This is a genomic window from Streptomyces violens (assembly GCF_000717745.1).
Classification (GTDB): Bacteria; Actinomycetota; Actinomycetes; order Streptomycetales; family Streptomycetaceae; genus Streptomyces; species Streptomyces violens.
On the sequence record NZ_JOBH01000003.1, the window covers coordinates 36,733 to 53,408 of the forward strand.

At 73.0% G+C, this 16,676-nt stretch carries 12 protein-coding genes; 5 read left to right on the top strand and 7 right to left on the bottom strand.

Annotated features, from left to right (window positions below):
• Window positions 1-25: 25 nt before the first annotated feature.
• Window positions 26-1,555, bottom strand: coding sequence for a PucR family transcriptional regulator (locus IF04_RS0106775; RefSeq protein ID WP_245654308.1), 1,530 nt, complete (start codon window positions 1,553-1,555; stop codon window positions 26-28).
• A gap of 161 nt (window positions 1,556-1,716) precedes the next feature.
• Here IF04_RS0106775 and IF04_RS0106780 point away from each other — a divergent pair, with 161 nt between their 5' ends.
• Window positions 1,717-3,165, top strand: coding sequence for a purine-cytosine permease family protein (locus tag IF04_RS0106780; protein WP_030252398.1), 1,449 nt, complete (start codon window positions 1,717-1,719; stop codon window positions 3,163-3,165).
• A gap of 6 nt (window positions 3,166-3,171) precedes the next feature.
• Here IF04_RS0106780 and treZ read toward each other — a convergent pair whose 3' ends face one another.
• Both treZ and IF04_RS0106790 read right to left on the bottom strand, forming a co-directional pair.
• The gene (gene treZ / locus IF04_RS0106785; protein ID WP_030252401.1) at window positions 3,172-4,941 is read right to left on the bottom strand and encodes a malto-oligosyltrehalose trehalohydrolase; all 1,770 of its coding nucleotides are present in this window, start codon (window positions 4,939-4,941) and stop codon (window positions 3,172-3,174) included.
• 70 nt (window positions 4,942-5,011) lie between these two features.
• The gene (locus IF04_RS0106790; RefSeq protein WP_030252403.1) at window positions 5,012-5,929 is read right to left on the bottom strand and encodes a GNAT family N-acetyltransferase; all 918 of its coding nucleotides are present in this window, start codon (window positions 5,927-5,929) and stop codon (window positions 5,012-5,014) included.
• A gap of 254 nt (window positions 5,930-6,183) precedes the next feature.
• Here IF04_RS0106790 and IF04_RS0106795 point away from each other — a divergent pair, with 254 nt between their 5' ends.
• Window positions 6,184-6,729 (top strand): FHA domain-containing protein, encoded by a 546-nt coding sequence (locus tag IF04_RS0106795; RefSeq protein ID WP_030252405.1) that lies wholly within the window; start codon window positions 6,184-6,186, stop codon window positions 6,727-6,729.
• Here the strand turns inward: IF04_RS0106795 and treY are convergent.
• Complete coding sequence (treY, locus tag IF04_RS0106800; protein WP_030252407.1) at window positions 6,716-9,265, bottom strand: malto-oligosyltrehalose synthase; 2,550 nt, start codon at window positions 9,263-9,265, stop codon at window positions 6,716-6,718. The two genes, IF04_RS0106795 and treY, sit on opposite strands and share 14 nt — an antisense overlap.
• Window positions 9,266-9,386: 121 nt before the next feature.
• On the opposite strand from treY, the gene IF04_RS0106805 reads away from it, so the two are divergent.
• Complete coding sequence (locus tag IF04_RS0106805; protein ID WP_030252410.1) at window positions 9,387-10,706, top strand: MFS transporter; 1,320 nt, start codon at window positions 9,387-9,389, stop codon at window positions 10,704-10,706.
• Here the strand turns inward: IF04_RS0106805 and glgX are convergent.
• Window positions 10,660-12,789, bottom strand: a complete 2,130-nt coding sequence (gene glgX, locus IF04_RS0106810) for a glycogen debranching protein GlgX (protein WP_030252412.1) — start codon at window positions 12,787-12,789, stop codon at window positions 10,660-10,662. The genes IF04_RS0106805 and glgX overlap by 47 nt on opposite strands.
• Window positions 12,790-13,306: 517 nt before the next feature.
• Between glgX and IF04_RS0106815 the strand changes: the two genes are divergently transcribed.
• On the top strand, window positions 13,307-14,545 hold the full coding sequence (locus IF04_RS0106815) for an SAV2148 family HEPN domain-containing protein (RefSeq protein WP_030252415.1): 1,239 nt from the start codon (window positions 13,307-13,309) through the stop codon (window positions 14,543-14,545).
• Window positions 14,546-14,631: 86 nt separating this feature from the next.
• Here IF04_RS0106815 and IF04_RS0106820 read toward each other — a convergent pair whose 3' ends face one another.
• Window positions 14,632-15,396 (bottom strand): SDR family NAD(P)-dependent oxidoreductase, encoded by a 765-nt coding sequence (locus tag IF04_RS0106820; protein WP_030252417.1) that lies wholly within the window; start codon window positions 15,394-15,396, stop codon window positions 14,632-14,634.
• A 162-nt stretch (window positions 15,397-15,558) separates the two neighbouring features.
• On the opposite strand from IF04_RS0106820, the gene IF04_RS0106825 reads away from it, so the two are divergent.
• Window positions 15,559-16,269, top strand: a complete 711-nt coding sequence (locus IF04_RS0106825) for a 3'-5' exonuclease (RefSeq protein ID WP_030252419.1) — start codon at window positions 15,559-15,561, stop codon at window positions 16,267-16,269.
• A gap of 38 nt (window positions 16,270-16,307) precedes the next feature.
• Here the strand turns inward: IF04_RS0106825 and IF04_RS0106830 are convergent, their stop codons facing one another.
• On the bottom strand, window positions 16,308-16,655 hold the full coding sequence (locus IF04_RS0106830; RefSeq protein ID WP_030252421.1) for a VOC family protein: 348 nt from the start codon (window positions 16,653-16,655) through the stop codon (window positions 16,308-16,310).
• Window positions 16,656-16,676: the final 21 nt, after the last annotated feature.

Sequence of the window (16,676 nt, forward strand, 5' to 3'; positions counted from 1 at the left end):
GTACGCCGCCCCGGGCGCCCAGGTGTCACACCCGCCCGCCGCGCCGGATCCGGGTCGCCAGCCACAGGTCGAAGCGGTCGTCCGCGTCGTCCAGGCGGCGGCCGGTGAGGGTCATGGCCTTGTCGAGGCGGTTGCGGACGGTGTGGCGGTGGACGCCGAGGCGGCGGCTGGTGGTGTCCCAGGAGCCGCCGGTCTCCAGCCAGGCGGCCAGCGTGGCGATCAGCTCCTCACCGCTGTCGGCGAGGTCCAGGGGGCTCAGCACGGCGTCCGCGTAGCCGAGGAGGGTGCGCCGGTCGCCGAGCTCCAGGAGCAGCCGGCTGGCCTGGCTCTCGCGGGCCTCGACCGGTGTGCCCGAGGTCCGGCTCAGGCCCAGCAGCCCGGCTGCCTGCCGCAGGGACGCCCGTACGGCCTCGGGGGCGGCCGGCGGGCCGAGACCGGCGGGGCAGCCCGGCACGAAGCGGCCGAGCACCTCGCGTACGTCCAGCTCCTCGGCGACCACCGCCTCGACCAGGCCGCCCTCGGCGACCCGCACCAGTCCGCCCGGTACGGCGAGGGCGAGGTCGGCGGCCGCCTCCTGAGCGGTCTCCGGGGGCGCCTCGACCACGACGCCGCGCACCCGGTCCGTGGCCAGCCCCACCGAGGCGAGGATGTCCTGGGCGCGCCCCGCGGCCCGTTCCTGGCCGGCCGCCGGCTCGGCGAGCAGCTCCGAGAGGAGCGCGGAGCGCCGCCGCCGCTCCGGCTCGTCCATCAGGTGGCGCCGCTCCAGCTCCAGGGAGAGCAGGGAGACCAGTCCGGGGACGACGGCGCGGGCCGCGGCGTCGGGACCGCCGCTCAGGAGGAGCAGGCCGCGCAGCCGGCGGGCGCCCAGCGGCTGCACTTCCAGTTGCTGCCCGCCGGCCGTACTGGCCGCGCTGCCGCGCAGCCCCCGGGAGGCCACCCGGTCGATCAGGTCGCGCGCGCTGTCCAGTACGGGCTCGACGTCCGCCCCGCCCGAGGCGAGCAGCCGCCCCAGGGGGTCGAGGACCGCGGCCCCTACCCCGGTGGCCGCCGTCCACTCCTCCAGCATCGGGCGCAGCCCGTTGTCCGTGGCCGCCGCGGTCAGCCGCCGCTGAGTCGCGAAGGCCCGCTGCAGTACCTGCCGCTCCTCGTGGGCGCGCGCCTCGAAGACGGCCTTCGTGACGGCGATGAACGGCACCTCGTCCGGGACGGTGAGCAGCGGCAGGCCGGCCTCCTGCGCCGCGTCCACCAGGGGCTGCGGAGCCTCCTGGTACGGGAGGCCGTGCCCGAGGCCGAGGGCCAGGGCCGCCGCGCCGCCGGCCGCCACGTCGGCGACGTACGCGCGGCAGGCGGCGGGCTCCATCGGCAGCAGCAGCCCGATGGTCATCAGCAGCTCGCCGCCCTGCAGCCACTCTCCGGGATGCAGCAGGTCGGAGACGGTGGCGGCGTCGATGGTGCGGTCGAGCAGCCCGGGCGCGGGGTCGCCGGTGACCGAGAGGTTCAGGTCCGGGCGCGCCAGGAGGTCGGTGAGGTACAGCGGCATAGACATAGTGTCCATCACATATCTATCGGATGGACGATCGGGCGATCGAAGCAGCTCCGAACGGGCCCGTAGGTTCACACCACCGCGCTCACCCCCGGGCCGCACCACCCCCGCAGGCCCATCGTCCCCGTACTACGGCCGCCCAAGCCGATCAACGCACCACCCGAGGAGGACCCATGGCTGCCGCCCCCAGGGTCATCGAACAACGATCGATCGACTATGTGCCCGTGCGCGAGCGCCACGGCAAGGTCTGGCACCAGGGGCCGTTCTGGTTCACCGGGAACTTCGTGCTCACCACGATGGTCACCGGCTTCCTCGGCCCCGAGCTGGGTCTGAGCCTGGGCATGTCCGTGCTGGCCGTGATTCTCGGTGCCTGTTTCGGCACCTTCTTCATGGCGTTCCACGCCAACCAGGGCCCGCGTATGGGCCTGCCGCAGATGATCCAGTCGCGCGCCCAGTTCGGCACCCGCGGCGCCATCGTGCCGTTCGCCGCCGTCGTCTTCGTGTACGTCGGCTTCAACGTCTTCAACGTGGTGCTGGCCACAGAGGGGCTGCAGACGGTCCTGCCCGGTGGCACGACCCTCTGGTACGCCCTGATCATCGCCCTCGCGATCGTTCTCGCGGTCGTCGGCCACGATCTGCTGCACCTTGTCCAGCGCTGGCTGACGTACGTACTGATCGCCGTCTTCGGCGTGCTCACCATCGGGGCGTTCGTCCAGCTGGACCCGGGTACCGCGCACGCCGCGGCGTCCGGTGGCGGCTCGACCTGGACCTCCTTCCTGGTCGTCTTCTCCGCCGCGGCCGGCTACCAGATCAGCTACGCGATCTACGTCTCCGACTACTCCCGCTACCTGCCGAAGGACGTCCCGGCCCGCAAGGTCATCTGGTGGACCTACGCCGGCGCGGCCGGCTCCGCCGTCTGGCTGATGTCGCTCGGCGCGCTGCTGGCCTCCGCGCTGCCCGACCCGGGCGCGATCACCGGCCTCCGCCAGGTCGGCAACGACATCCTGCCCGGCTTCGGCACCTTCGCCGTGGTGGTCTCCTCCGTCGCCCTGATCGGCATCACGGCCGTCAACGCGTACGGCGCGATGCTCACCACCACCAGCGCCGTGGACGCCTTCCGTACGGTCAAGCCGACCGTCCGGCTGCGGGTCGCCGGCATCGCCGCCGTCGGGGTCGTCATCTTCATCGTCGCGATGCTGCTGCCGAAGGACTACCTGCACAGCTTCAACACCTTCGTGCTGATGATGCTGTACTTCCTGGTGCCGTGGACCGCGGTCAACCTGGTGGACTTCTACTGCGTGCGGCGCGGCCACTACGCGGTCACCGCGATCTTCGACTCGAACGGCGGCATCTACGGCCGCTGGTCCTGGCGCGGCATCGTCTCGTACGCCGTCGGCTTCGTCACGATGATCCCGTTCTTCGCGACCCAGGCCTTCGAGGGCCCGGTCGCCAAGGCCCTGGGCGGCGCGGACCTGTCCTTCGTGCCCGGCCTGCTCATCGGCGGCGGCCTGTACTACCTGCTCAACCGCAACCTCGACCTGGCCGCCGAGCAGGCCGCGGTCGAGGCGAGCGAGCGCGAGCTGGACGGCGAGCCGGAGGACCGCGAGCCGGCCGTCGCGTAGCGGCCGTCAGGACCTGAGCACCGCCACCGCGGCGGGCTCCAGCCGCAGCAGGCCGTCCGCGCCCCGTTCCGGGGGCGCAGGGCGGCCTGTGAGCGTCTGTGCGCCCTCGCACGGCAGCGGGACCGCGGCGGTACGGGAAGGGTGCAGATTCACCGCGAGGTGCACGCTCCCCGGGCCTTCAGGCGTCAGCCGGTCCAGCCGCAGCCACCGCTCCTCCTCGTCGTACGCCACGCGCGTACGGGTCAGGTCCGGGTCCGTGAGGGCCGGGACGTCGCGGCGGAGTGCGAGGAGCGTGCGGTACCAGTCGAGCAGCGCGCTGTGCGGCGCGCGCCCTGGCTCACTCCAGTCCAGGCAGGAACGCTCCCGGGTGGCCGGGTCCTGCGGGTCGGGGATCTCCTCGGCCTGCCAGCCGTGCGCGGCGAACTCCCGGCGCCGCCCGTTGCGCACCGCCTCCGCCAGCTCCGGATCGGTGTGGTCGGTGAAGAACTGCCAGGGCGTGCCCGCGCCCCACTCCTCGCCCATGAAGAGCATCGGGGTGTACGGGGCGCACAGCACGAGGGCCGCGGCGCATGCCTGAAGGCCGGGGGAAAGCTGCTCCGAGAGGCGGTCGCCGAGCGCACGGTTCCCGATCTGGTCGTGCGTCTGCGTGTAACCGAGCAATCGGTGTGCGGGGGTGGCACGTATGTCGAGCAGCGCGCCGTGCCTGCGCTCCCGGAAGCTGGAGTACGTATCGGCATGGAAGAAGCCGCTGGTCAGAGTCGTCGCGAGGGCCGCCATCGGAGCCCGCGCGAAGTCGGCGTAGTAGCCCTGGGACTCGCCGGTGAGCGCCGCGTGCAGGGCGTGGTGGAAGTCGTCGTTCCACTGGGCGTGCAGGCCATGGCCCCCGTAGGGGCGCGGCGCCGTGGTCCGCGGGTCGTTGAGATCGGACTCGGCAATCAGGAACAGCGGGCGGCGCAGCTGCGCGCCGAGCGCGTCCACCGCCTCCGACAGCTCGGCGAGGAAGTGCCGGGCCCGGGTGTCGTGCAGCGCGTGCACGGCATCCAGGCGCAGCCCGTCGATCCGGTAGTCGCGCAGCCAGGACAGCGCGCTCCCTATGAAGTACGCACGGACCTCGTCCGACCCCGGGGCATCGAGGTTGACGGCGGCGCCCCAGGGCGTGTGGTGGGTGTCGGTGAAGTACGGCCCGAAGGCGGGCAGGTGGTTGCCGTACGGACCGAGGTGGTTGTGCACGACGTCCAGGACGACGCCGAGCCCGAGGCCGTGCGCGGCGTCCACGAAGCGTTTCAGCCCGTCCGGGCCCCCGTACGGCTCGTGCACCGCCCACGGGGCGATGCCCTCGTACCCCCAGCCGTGCGTGCCCGGGAACGGGCAGACCGGCATCACCTCGATGTGCGTGATGCCGAGCTCCTTCAGATGCGGCAGCCGCTCGACGGCCGCATCGAACGTGCCCCCGGGGGTGAACGTCCCGATGTGCAGCTCGTAGAGGACCGCGCCGGGCAGCCCGCGGCCCGGCCAGTCGTGCCGCCAGGCGTACCGGGCGTGGTCCACGACCGCGGCCGGGCCGCCGGGGCCGTCCGGCAGCCGGGCCGCGCGCGGGTCGGGCAGCGGCTCACCGCCGTCCAGCCGGAAGGCGTACCGGTCCCCGTGGCCGGCCGGGACGTCGGCCTGCCACCAGCCGGGGCGCGCGGAGCCGGGGCCGGGCTCCATGGGGACGGTCCGTCCCTCCCGTACGAGCTCCACCCGGCCGGCGTCCGGTGCCCACACCTCGAAGAGCACGTGGCCTCTCCCTCCTCGTCACACCACCGCGACGCGCCCCCGTGGGCACCGACGCGCCTGCGTGCTGCGCCTACCCGTCGAAGAAAGCACGCTCCTGGGTGACGGGGTACCCCGCCTTGGCGAATGCCGCCGCCATTGGGGTGTTGTGCTGGTCCGTCTCGGCGACGATCCGGTCCGCGCCGAGCGCGGCCAGATGGCGCGTGCAGTCGGCCAGCAGGTCGTACGCGTAGCCGTGGCCGCGCTGCGCGGGGACGACCCCGATGAAGCCCACGACGGGCGACGTGTGGTTGCGCGCCGGGACGTGCAGCCCGACGACCTCCCCCTCGGGCGTGTACGCCACCCGCCACCAGTCGCGCGGCGACGGGCACCAGTGGAAGAACTCCAGCTCCTCCCGGGCGGCCTGCTCCACGCCGCCGGCGGCGACGGCCCGCCGCGCGTGCGCGTCCAGCGAACCGCGCTCCACCTGGCGCAGCACGTCCAGGATCACCTCGTCGTCCGGCTCCGGCCGGAAGACCAGCCGCCCCGGGTCCGCGGGCACGCCGCACTCGGGGGTCCAGCCGTACCGGAAGCGCTCGACCATCGGGCGCAGCCCGGCGGCCCGTACGACGTCCATCCGGGCCTCGGCGGCGGCCCGCACGTCGCGCTGCGCGCGCCAGCCGGGCGGCAGCATCAGGACGTACTCACCCGGCAATGATGCGGCGCGCAGCAGCTCGGCCGCCGCGGCGGCCTCGCCGGGCGCGAAGTCCAGCCGGTCCAGGGCGATCGGGCGGGTGTCGTCCGGGCCGGCCCACCACGCGGCGCGTGCCACGACGACGCCGTCGCGGAGCGCGACCCACGTCCAGTCGGGGCGGTACTCGCCGCCGGCCGCGAGCGTGGCGTACGGCCGGCCGAAGCGGTCGTGGCCCAGGAGCGGGGCCGTGGGGTCGTGCAGGGTGTGGAAGAGCTGCGCGTCGCCTTCGGTGAGCGCGCGGATGACCAGGTCGGTCATGGGTGTACGAGTCCTCTCGGGAGGCACGCTCCCGGCGCCCGTCAGCGTGTGCGGCGGGCGGCGCCGGAGCGCGCGAACAGATCGATGGCCGTGCCGTACATGCCGTCCCGCCTCCTTCCGCCTCACCGGCCCGCCTGTCGCGGGCCCTTCACGTGCCCGCACACTAACCGCCCCTCCGTGCGCGGCGCGAGCGAATTTCCGGTGCCCCGGGTGCTGCCTGGACAGAAGGCCGGAACTCGCCGGACAATCGGGCCATGACATCGCTCGAATTCCCGGCGCGACCGGCCCGCTTGTCGGATGCCGAGCGGGATCGCGCGCTGGCGCTGCTGCGCGAGGGCGCGGCCGACGGGCGGCTGTCCCAGGACACCTTTCTGCGCCGCCTGGAGCTGGTGCTCACCGCACGGCACCGCAGCGAACTGGACCGGGCTACCGGTGACTTGGCCACGCGTGGCCGCTTCGAGGGCGCCGTGCTGCGCGCGGTGGGCAGGGCGTCCGCCTTCCACCTCATGGTCCGCAGGGCGTGGCGCACGGAGCGCCTCCCCAAGCTGCTGCTGCCGGACCCCGGACCGTTCCCGCTCCAGATAGGCCGCGCGCCGGGTGCGGGCCTGCGCCTGAACGACGACACGGTCTCGCGTTCCCATGCCCAGCTCCGCACCTCCGGCGATGTCTGGCTGCTGCGCGATCTCGGCTCCATGAACGGCACGTTCGTCAACGGGCGTCGCGTCCTCGGTGAGGTCGCCGTCCACCCCGGTGATCACGTCACCTTCGGCAGCGTGGCCTACGTGCTCACGGGGCGCTGAGCACCAGAAGGGCCACCGGCCACCGGTCCAGTAGGTCGGCCAGCGGGACCGCGGGGCCTTCGAAGTCGCGGCCGGTGAGCAGGTCCCGCCAGACCGCGGACGCGCCGGGGAGCTGCAGGGCGGCCGTGTGCCAGCCACCGGTCTCGGCGAGGCGGAGCGAGAGCCGGGTGGCCACGGTCACGGCGCGGTCGGCGCGGGCGAAGGCCACGCAGTGGCCGTCCGGGTCGCCGACGGCGTGCAGCGGCCGGTACGAGCCCTGCGGGCCGAACCACTCCGGGTGCGCCCGGCGCAGCCGCAGCGCCGCCGCGGTCAGCCGCAGCTTCTCGGCGGAGAGCCCCGGCGTGCCGTACGGGTCGCCGGCCGGGCCGCCGCTGCCGTCCCCGCCGCTGTCCACGTCGGCCAGGAACTCCGGTGAGAAGCGCGCGGGGGCGCGGTTGTCCGGGTCGACGAGCGCCAAGTACTCGTGCTCCGTGCCCTGGTAGATGTCGGGGACGCCCGGCATCGTGAGGTGCAGCAGCGCGGCGCCGAGCACGTTGGCGCGGATGAAGGGGGCCAGCTCGTCGGCGAACGCGGCCAGTTCGGCGGCGGCCGCGGGGCTGCACGGACCCGCCTGGAGGAATTCCGTGACCGACTCCTCGTACCAAGTGTTCTGTTCGGTCCACGTGGTGTGCAGCCCGGCCTCCCGCACGGCCTTCAGGACGGCCGGCGCGAGCCGCTCGAAGGGGATGCCGCCGCCCATCGGCCCCGGGGCGACCGCTGCCCCGCAGGAGGGGACGTCCGCCGCGCCAGGAAGGGGCGCGGTGGTGCCGGCCAGTCCGAACGCCGTCTGCCAGGCCGTCCACGCCATCTGCGGATCGGGTTCGAGGCCGTCCATGGTGCGGGCCGAGCGAGCGTTGAGCCGGGTCAGCACCTCGCGCCAGCCTTCGGGGCACTCGCTGACGGCGGCGAGGCGGGCCCGGACGTCGGCGCTGCGCTTGGTGTCGTGGGTGGACAGCACCGTTCCGGACGCCGGCCAGGTCGCCTGGAGACGGGCGCAGAAGGCGTGGAACGCCGCCACCGTGACCGCGGGGCAGCCGGGATCGCCGCCGACCTCACAGGCGGACAGCAGCGGCGCGTACCGGTAGAACGCGCGGTCCTCCACCGACTTGGCGTGCAGCGCGGAGGCGGTCTGCGCGAAGCGGGCGGCGAAGTCGTCGTGGTCGGCGCTGTCGTCCCCGGAGCCGTCCCGCAGGCGGCCCAGCGCGAGGTCGCGCACGAGCGCCACGGAGCGAGCCTCCTCGCGCACTTCGAAGGCGGCGGCCGCGCCCTCGGCGGCCGTCGCCAGCATCGCGGCGTCCCGTTCCGCGCACCACGGGTCGTGCGCGTACGGGCGGTACACCGGGAGCCGGACGAGCAGCTCGTGCAGGGCGCGGCGCAGGGCCCACGGGGCGTGGTCGCCGTGGTGCGGCGCGCGCTCACTGATGCGCGCCGCCGTACGCACCAAGCGGTCGACCTCCGCCGACAGCTCGTGGGTGACGACTTCGTACGCGGCCTGCCGTACCGTTTCCTCCCAGTCGCCGCCGCGGTCGGCCAGTGGGGCGACGGCGTCGCGGTAGACCCCGAAGAGCCGGTCGGTGCCCTCCGGGCACACGAAGAGCCCGTCGATGTGGCGCAGCGCGTCGTAGCCCGTGGTGCCCGCGCAGGCCCAGCTCTCCGGGAGCCGTTCGTCGCCGGTGAGGATCTTCTCGACCACCGTCCAGCGCCCGCCCGTGGCCTGCCGCAGCCGCGCCAGATAGCCGGCGGGGTCCGCGAGCCCGTCCGGGTGGTCGATGCGCAGCCCGTCGATCACGCCGTCCTCGAGGAGCCGCAGCACCGTGGCGTGCGTCGCACGGAAGACCTCGGGGTCCTCGACGCGGACCGCGATCAGCTCGGAGATGGTGAAGAAACGCCGGTAGTTCAGCTCGGTGCGGGCCAGCCGCCACCAGGAGAGCCGGTACCACTGCGCATCGAGGAGCTGCGGGAGCGGCAGCCGCTCCGTACCGGGACGGATGGGGAACGCGTGTTCGTGATAGCGCAGCACGTCCCCCTCGACGCGCATCCGGGGCAGCTCGTCGGCCAGCCGCCCGCCCAGTACGGGCATCAGCAGCCGCCCGCCGTGCCCGCCCTCCCAGTCGATGTCGAACCAGCGGGCGTACGGGGAGGCGGGCCCGTCCCGCAGAACGGACCACAGCGGCCCGTTCAAGGAGGCGGGGGCCGGCCGGGCCATGTGGTTGGGCACCAGGTCCACCACAAGCCGCAGACCGTGTGCCGCGGCCGTCCGGGACAGCGCGCGCAGCCCCTCCTCGCCGCCCAGCTCGGCGCGCACCACGGAGTGGTCCACCACGTCGTAGCCGTGCGTCGACCCGGGGACGGCGCCGAGCACGGGGGACAGGTGCAGGTGCGAGACGCCCAGGGCCGCGAGGTACGGCACGGCCTTCTCGGCCGCGGCGAACGGGAAGCCGGGCTGGAGCTGCAGCCGGTAGGTGGCGGTGGGCGGCGCGCTGAATTCGGGCGTCATGGGGACACACGTACCCGCACGGTGCCTTGTTGCTTCATCCGATCGGGCGGGGTGTGCCCCGGTTTTCGTTCGTACGTCCTGCCCATACGGGCCAGGCCGCCGTCTCGATAGTGTCGGCCGAATGACCGCTGTACTGGCCACCTACCGCACCGTGCTCGCCACGACCGGCCCGGTACTGCCCGCCGTCTCCTTCCTCGGCCGGCTGCCCACCGCGATGTGCCAGCTCGGTAGCGTCCTGCTCGTCACCGAGACCAGCGGCAGCCTGGCGACGGCCGGTGTGGCCGGCGGCGCGCTGGCCGCGGGGCAGACCGTGGCGGGGCCGCTCATCGGCCGGCTCGCCGACCGGCACGGCCAGCGCCCGGTGGTGCTGACGGCCTGCTGGGCCAACGCGCTCGCCGTCACCGCCCTCGTACTCGCCGCGCTGGCCCACATGGCGACGCTCCCGCTGGCCCTCCTGGGGCTGCTCGCCGGGCTGACCGTGCCCCAGGTGGGGCCGCTCGCCCGGACCCGGCTGGTCGCCCTGGTAAGGCGGTCCGGGGCCGACGAGCGCACGGTGAACGCCGCGCTCTCCTGGGAGGGCACGCTGGACGAGGTGTCCTTCGTGCTGGGCCCGGCGCTGGTGGGCGTGGCCGCGGCGGTCGCGCACCCGGCCGTCGCGCTGGCCCTCGCGGCGCTGCTCCTCGCGACGTGCGGCTCGGCGTTCGCGCTGCACCGGACGGCGGGGGTGACGGCGCCGGAGGTCCGTACGGTCCGTACCGGGCGGGGCCGGCGACACGCCGAAGCGCGAGAACGCCGCAGGACGGCCCGGCGAGACCGCCCCCGCATCCCGGCGGGCGCACACGCGCTGCGGGTCTCCATGGCCCTCCAGGGCGCCATGTTCGGCGCCTCGCAGGCCGGCATCACCGCGCTCACCGAGCGGCTCGGCGCTCCCGGCCACGCGGGCCTGGTCTACGCGGCGATGGGCGTGATGAGCGCCGTGGCCGGGCTGTCGCTCGTCCTCGTGCCCGCCCGGATCGGCCTGCCGGCCCGCTGGCGGGCCGCCGCGGTGGGCCTGACCGTGCTCTCCGTACCGCTGCTGTTCGTCGGCTCCCTGGGCGCGCTGTACGCGGTGGTCGTGGTGCTCGGCGTGGCCTTCGCGCCGCACCTCATCACGATCTTCGCGCTCACCGAACGGCTGGTGCCCGCGCGCCGGATGGCCGAGTCGATGGCCTTCCTGACCAGCTCGGTCGTCGGCGGGCAGGCGCTCGCGCTGGCCCTTTCGGGGCGGCTGGCCGAGTCGTACGGCCCGTCCGCCGCCTTCGCCGTCGCGGTCGCCGCCGCCGTCCTCGTCCTGTGCCTGGCGCTGACCGTCCGGTTCCGCACGCGGCCGGAGAGCGCGGACGCACCGCTCTCCGTCAGGCCGGCCGCTGAAGCACCATCAGGCTCCGCGCCACCAGGGTGAGCGTGTCGCCGGCCCGCACCTTCGGGCCGCCCTCGGCGACCTTCTCCGGGCGCGCGGTGTCCACCACGGCCTGCCACTGCCGCCCGTGGTCCATCGGCACGGTGAACTCCTTCTCCTCGCCGTGCGCGTTGAACAGCAGCAGGAACGAGTCGTCGGAGATCCGCTCGCCGCGCTTGCCCGGCTCGGAGATCGCGCTCCCGTTGAGGAACACCGCCAGCGACTTGGCGTGCGCGGCCTGCCAGTCCCGCTGCCGCATCTCCTCGCCCTCGGCCGTGAACCACGAGATGTCCGAGAGCTCGTCGTGCGTGCCCTCCATGGGGCGGCCGTGAAAGAAGCGGCGCCGCCGGAACACCGGGTGGTCACGCCGCAGCCACACCATCTTGCGCACGAACTCCAGCAGCCCCAGCGCCTCCTGGTCCTGCCCGTCCTCGCCCTCCTTGGGCCAGCGCACCCACGCCAGCTCGTTGTCCTGGCAGTAGGCGTTGTTGTTGCCCTGCTGGGTGCGCCCGAACTCGTCACCGTGGCTGAGCATCGGCACGCCCTGGGAAAGCATCAGGGTGGCGATGAAGTTGCGGATCTGCCGGCCCCGCAGCTCCAGCACTTCCGGGTCGTCCGTCTCGCCCTCGGCGCCGCAGTTCCAGGAGCGGTTGAAGCTCTCGCCGTCCCGGTTGTCCTCGCCGTTGGCCTCGTTGTGCTTCTCGTTGTACGAGACCAGGTCGTGCAGCGTGAAGCCGTCGTGGCAGGTCACGAAGTTGACGGAGGCGAGCGGCCGGCGCCCGTCGCCCTGGTACAGGTCGGACGAACCGGTCAGCCGGGACCCGAACTCCGCGAGCGTACGGGGCTCGCCGCGCCACAGGTCGCGCACGGTGTCGCGGTACTTGCCGTTCCACTCGGTCCACAGCGGCGGGAAGTTGCCCACCTGGTAGCCGCCCTCGCCGACGTCCCACGGCTCCGCGATCAGCTTCACCTGGCTGACCACCGGGTCCTGCTGCACCAGGTCGAAGAACGACGACAGCCGGTCCACCTCGTGGAACTGCCGGGCCAGCGTGGCCGCGAGGTCGAAGCGGAAGCCGTCCACCCGCATCTCGGTCACCCAGTAGCGCAGCGAGTCCATGATCAGCTGGAGCACGTGCGGGCTGCGCATCAGGAGGCTGTTGCCCGTCCCCGTGGTGTCCATGTAGTACCGCGGGTCGTCGGTCAGCCGGTAGTACGAGACGTTGTCCAGCCCCCTGAAGGACAGCGTCGGCCCCATGTGGTTGCCCTCGGCCGTGTGGTTGTAGACCACGTCGAGGATGACCTCGATGCCCGCCTGGTGCAGCGCGCGCACCGCCGACTTGAACTCCAGCACCTGCTGGCCGCGGTCGCCCCAGGAGGCGTACGCGTTGTGCGGCGCAAAGAAGCCGATCGTGTTGTAGCCCCAGTAGTTCGCCAGACCCTCGTCCGCCAGCCGGTGGTCGTTGACGAACTGGTGTACGGGCATCAGCTCCAGTGCCGTGACCCCGAGATCCCGGAGGTGGTCGATGATCACGGGGTGCGCCAGCGCCGCATACGTACCCCGCAGCTCCTGCGGCAGCTCCGGGTGCAGCATCGTCAGACCCTTGACGTGCGCCTCGTACATCACCGTTTCGTGGTAGTCCGTACGCGGGGGCCGGTCGTCGCCCCAGTCGAAGTACGGATTGACGACGACCGACGCCATCGTGTGCGGCGCCGAGTCCAGGTCGTTGCGGCTCTCCGGCTTGCCGAAGTGGTAGCCGTAGACCGCCTCGTCCCAGTCGATGGTGCCGCTGACCGCCCGGGCGTACGGGTCGAGCAGCAATTTCGCCGAATTGCAGCGCAGACCCTTGGCCGGCTCGTACGGGCCGTGCGCCCGGAAGCCGTACCGCTGCCCGGGCATGATGCCGGGCAGATACGCGTGACGGACGAACGCGTCGGACTCGCGGAGCTCTACCGCCGTTTCCGAACCGTCGTCGTGCAGCAGACACAGCTCGATACGTTGTGCCGCCTCGGAGAACACCGCGAAATTGGTGCCCGCACCGTCGTACGTGGCACCTAGCGGATACGCCTGTCCCGGCCAGACCTGCATACGTCGACTCTTCCACTTCCTAGAGGGGCGCCGCGACGGACTCACGACCGCGGACCAAACCGGAATTCTTCCCCGATGACCGAGGAACAGTGGGATGTTCGCGAGATCTTCGCCGAAAGGCAGGCAACCTGCCGCGAAACAGGGTCCTCCGACCGGGGGAACGGTCAGGTGTCCGACCGCGGATCACCATGTATGACGACATGGCGCGCCGTAAGGGGCCTCATGGGCGTGTCGCGACTCCCGAGCAATCACTTTCGGCCTCGTTCCCGAGTGCCTCCGGAGTCGCCCGAGACCCCTGACGAGGGGCGTGACGAGGGGAGAGTGCGCCGGGACTCCCGGGCGGCGCCCGGTGACCCCGCTATGACTCCGCTCACGCCCGCCTCCCGTTTCCGGACACAACGGGCACAGCGAATAAGGGGAGTTGGTGGAAGAGTCGGCGCATCGGGCTGCACCCCCTCCCGCACCCGCAGTAGGGTGCCTTGATCGTTGGCACGGGGGTTCGGAAGGCGGTGTACAGGTGAGCTCGGGCGGGTTGGAGTTGCCTCCTGGTGACGATGGTCATGAGGGCGGCTCCATCGACGCACCGCCCGGTGCGGTGTCCCTCGCACGTCCCATGGAGATCGGGGCGGAACTGGAGTGGGGCGCCGATGCCTGGAGCGAGGTCCGCACCCGCGCCAGACGCGCCGGGCGTGCGTACATCTGGCTGAATCTGGTCGAACAACGGCTGCGTGCCGTTGTCGCGGCCGTGCTGCGCCCCATCTACGAGCCGGTGCACGGTGACGAGTGGGTGGTCGCGGCCGCCGGGCCCGCCGGGCAGGAGTGGGTGCACCGCGCGGTCGCCGTACGGGAGGTCAGCCGCCGCAAGGGGTACCTCCTGGACCCCGCCGACGACAACATCCTCAGCTTCCTCACCCTCCCGCAGCTCCGCGAGCTGATGGTCCAGCACTGGCCCTGCTTCGAGCCGTACTTCGACGACCGGCGCGACGTCGAGCTGGGCCTGGACGAGCTGGAGGTGGCCCGGAACATCGTCTCCCGCAACCGCGCGCTCTCCGAGACGGTGCTCGCCCAGGCCGAACGCGCCTCCGCGCGCCTCCTGGAGATACTGGGCTCCGGCATCGGCACCCGTACGGCCGGGCGGCTGCCCATCGACGCGGTCGAGGACCTGGTCGGCGACCGTTACGCCGATGTCGTCGGCGTCCACTCCGACCGGGTGCGCCTGCAGCGCCAGCTGCCCGCCGAGGACCTCTTCGGGGGCGCGCGGCGGCTCGACGCGGTCGGGATAGGGCTGAACCTCCTCGTACAGAACTACTCGGGCCGCCGGCTGGTCCGGCTCGCCGAGTCCGGCTGCCGGGTACGGCTGCTCTTCCTCAACCCGGCCAGCAGCGCGGTGCGCCGCCGCGAGCGGGAGCTGGGCCTGAAGAAGGGCGAGATGAGCCGCTCGATCGAGAGCAACATCATGCACATGCGGCGGGTGCGGGCCCGGCTGCGTGACCCGGGCGCGTTCGAGATCCAGGTCTTCGACGAGACGCCGCGCTTCACGGCGTACCTCGTGGACGGCGACGGCCCGGACGGCCTGGCCGTCGTCCAGTCCTACCTGCGCAAGAGCCGGGGCATGGAGGTGCCGGTCCTGGTGCTGCGCGGCGGCGGCCGGGAGGTCGTGCGCCACGAGGACGGCCGGGAGAGCGACCACGGGCTCTTCGAGGTGTACCGCGAGGAATTCGAGAGCGTGTGGGCGGACGCGCGGCCGGTGTCGTGAGCCGGGGCGGCCCCGCGGGCCCCGGGGGCCGTCGACGGGGCCTTCGGCCGGTGGCGGGGTCGGCGGCGGGGCCTGTGGCCGTCGGCTCAGGGCGTGCCCGTGATGCCGCCGTCGACGCGCAGCTCGATGCCGTTGACGTAGTCGGCCAGGGGGCTCGCGAGATACAGCACCGCGCCCGCGATGTCCTCCGCGCGCCCCAGCCGGCCGACGGGATTGGGCGCGTACAGGGTCGCCGCGTCCGCTGAGGTCTCGCCGCGCTCTTCGAACATCCGGTGCATCGAGGGCGTGGCGATCACACCCGGGCTGACGCAGTTCGCGGTGATCCCCGTGCCGGCGAGGTGCCCGGCCAGGCTGGTCGTCATGTTCACCACCGCGGCCTTGGCGGCGGAGTACTCGACCATGTTCGGCAGCGGCGTCCGCACCGCCCGGGTGCCGATGTTGATCACCCGGCCCCAGCCGTGCGCGCGGAGCGAGGGCAGCAGCGCCTGCGTCACCCGCGCCGCCGAGAACACGTTCCCCTCGAACGCGGACTGCCAGTCCTCCGGCCGTACGGAGTCCCAGTCGTGCTCGGCGAACGGCCCGGCGTTGTTGACCAGGATGTGCACCCCGAAGTCCCGCGCCGCGGCGGCCACCCGCTCCGCGCCGCCCGGCTCACCGAGGTCGCCGAGCACCACGTCCACGCGTACGCCGTGGTCCGCCGCCCGGCGCGCGACCTCCGCGGCGGCGTCCGCGTTCCGCCCGTGCACCAGCACGTCACAGCCCTCGGCCGCCAGCATTTCGGCGACCGCGGCCCCGATGCCGCCGCTGCTCCCCGTCACCAACGCACGCCGTCCGGCCAGTTGCAGATCCATGCCGGGACCCTAAGGGAGGGGCGGGCCGGGCGGTGCGGAAGGCGGGAGCCGGCGGCGTTGTCAGTGGTGCGTGGGAGAGTAAAGGCACACGAGATCGCGGCCGTGCGGGACGCGGCGGACGGTCGCGTGCGACACGGGGGACGCACCACTGAAGGAGGCCGCATGAGCTGGCACAAGGAACCGCTGGTCGGCTTCGACCTGGAGACCACGGGCACCGACGTCGAGACCGACCGGGTCGTCACCGCGGCCGTCATCCGGCTCGACGCGGCGGGGCGGGCGGCACCGGCGCTGAGCTGGGTCCTCGACCCCGGCGTGCCGATACCGTCCGAAGCGGCGGCCATCCACGGCTTTTCGACCGATGTCGTACGGCTCCGCGGCCGCCCGGCCGTGGAGGGACTGGCGGAGATCACGGACGCGCTCGAAGCGGCGCTGCGGGCGGGGACACCGCTGGTGGTGATGAACGCCCGGTACGACCTCTCGCTGCTGGATCGCGAGTGCCGCCGGCACGGCATACCGTCGCTGTCCGACCGGCTCGGCGCGGGCCCGGCCCCGGTCGTCGACCCGCTCGTCCTCGACAAGCATCTCGACACGTACCGGAAGGGTAAGCGCACCCTCCAGGCGCTGTGCGGGCACTACGGCGTGGCGCTGGACGCGGCGCACGAAGCGGGCGCCGACGCCGTGGCCGCGGTCGAAGTGGCCCGCCGCATAGGCGCGAAGCACCCGGAGGTGGCCGGCCTGACGCTGCCGGCCCTGCATGCCCTGCAGCGCAAGGCAGCCGCCGACCAGGCCGCGTCCTTCCAGCGCTACTTGCGCCGCACGGCCGACCCGGCGGCCCATGTGGAGCCGGCCTGGCCGCTGATACCGCACGGGTGACAACGTGCGCGTGACGCCCCTGAGGGGGAGAGCGGGCGTCAGCGGTGCGCCAGTACGTTGATCACCCGGCCGTTGGGGTCGCGGACGAAGAAGCGCCGTACGCCCCACTCCTCGTCCTGCAGCGGATGGACGATCTCGGCGCCGCTCTCCTGCATGGCTGCATAGGCCGCGTCCACGTCGTCCACTTCCACACTCATGTCGGGGACGACGGGTGCCGTCCGGTCGTGCGTCATCAGGCTGACCTGGGAGGCCGGGTTGGAGGGGGAGGCGAGCGTCGTGATCCAGCCGAGGTTCATGACCTCTTCGAAGCCCAGGAGACCGTAGAAATCGCGGCTTTCGTCCACCGCTTGGGACTGGATGTTGGGCACGACACGGCGAATGGCCATCGGTGTCTCCAAGTGATGTCT

Bases quoted from the DNA above. Each gene is read 5' to 3' on its own strand.
- IF04_RS0106830 (WP_030252421.1), bottom strand. From the start codon at position 16,655: ATGGCCATTCGCCGTGTCGTGCCCAACATCCAGTCCCAAGCGGTGGAC.
- IF04_RS0106790 (WP_030252403.1), bottom strand. From the start codon at position 5,929: ATGACCGACCTGGTCATCCGCGCGCTCACCGAAGGCGACGCGCAGCTC.
- IF04_RS0106780 (WP_030252398.1), top strand. From the start codon at position 1,717: ATGGCTGCCGCCCCCAGGGTCATCGAACAACGATCGATCGACTATGTG.
- IF04_RS0106775 (WP_245654308.1), bottom strand. From the start codon at position 1,555: ATGGACACTATGTCTATGCCGCTGTACCTCACCGACCTCCTGGCGCGC.
- IF04_RS0106820 (WP_030252417.1), bottom strand. From the start codon at position 15,396: ATGGATCTGCAACTGGCCGGACGGCGTGCGTTGGTGACGGGGAGCAGC.
- IF04_RS0106825 (WP_030252419.1), top strand. From the start codon at position 15,559: ATGAGCTGGCACAAGGAACCGCTGGTCGGCTTCGACCTGGAGACCACG.
- IF04_RS0106795 (WP_030252405.1), top strand. From the start codon at position 6,184: ATGACATCGCTCGAATTCCCGGCGCGACCGGCCCGCTTGTCGGATGCC.
- glgX (WP_030252412.1), bottom strand. From the start codon at position 12,789: ATGCAGGTCTGGCCGGGACAGGCGTATCCGCTAGGTGCCACGTACGAC.
- IF04_RS0106805 (WP_030252410.1), top strand. From the start codon at position 9,387: ATGACCGCTGTACTGGCCACCTACCGCACCGTGCTCGCCACGACCGGC.
- treY (WP_030252407.1), bottom strand. From the start codon at position 9,265: ATGACGCCCGAATTCAGCGCGCCGCCCACCGCCACCTACCGGCTGCAG.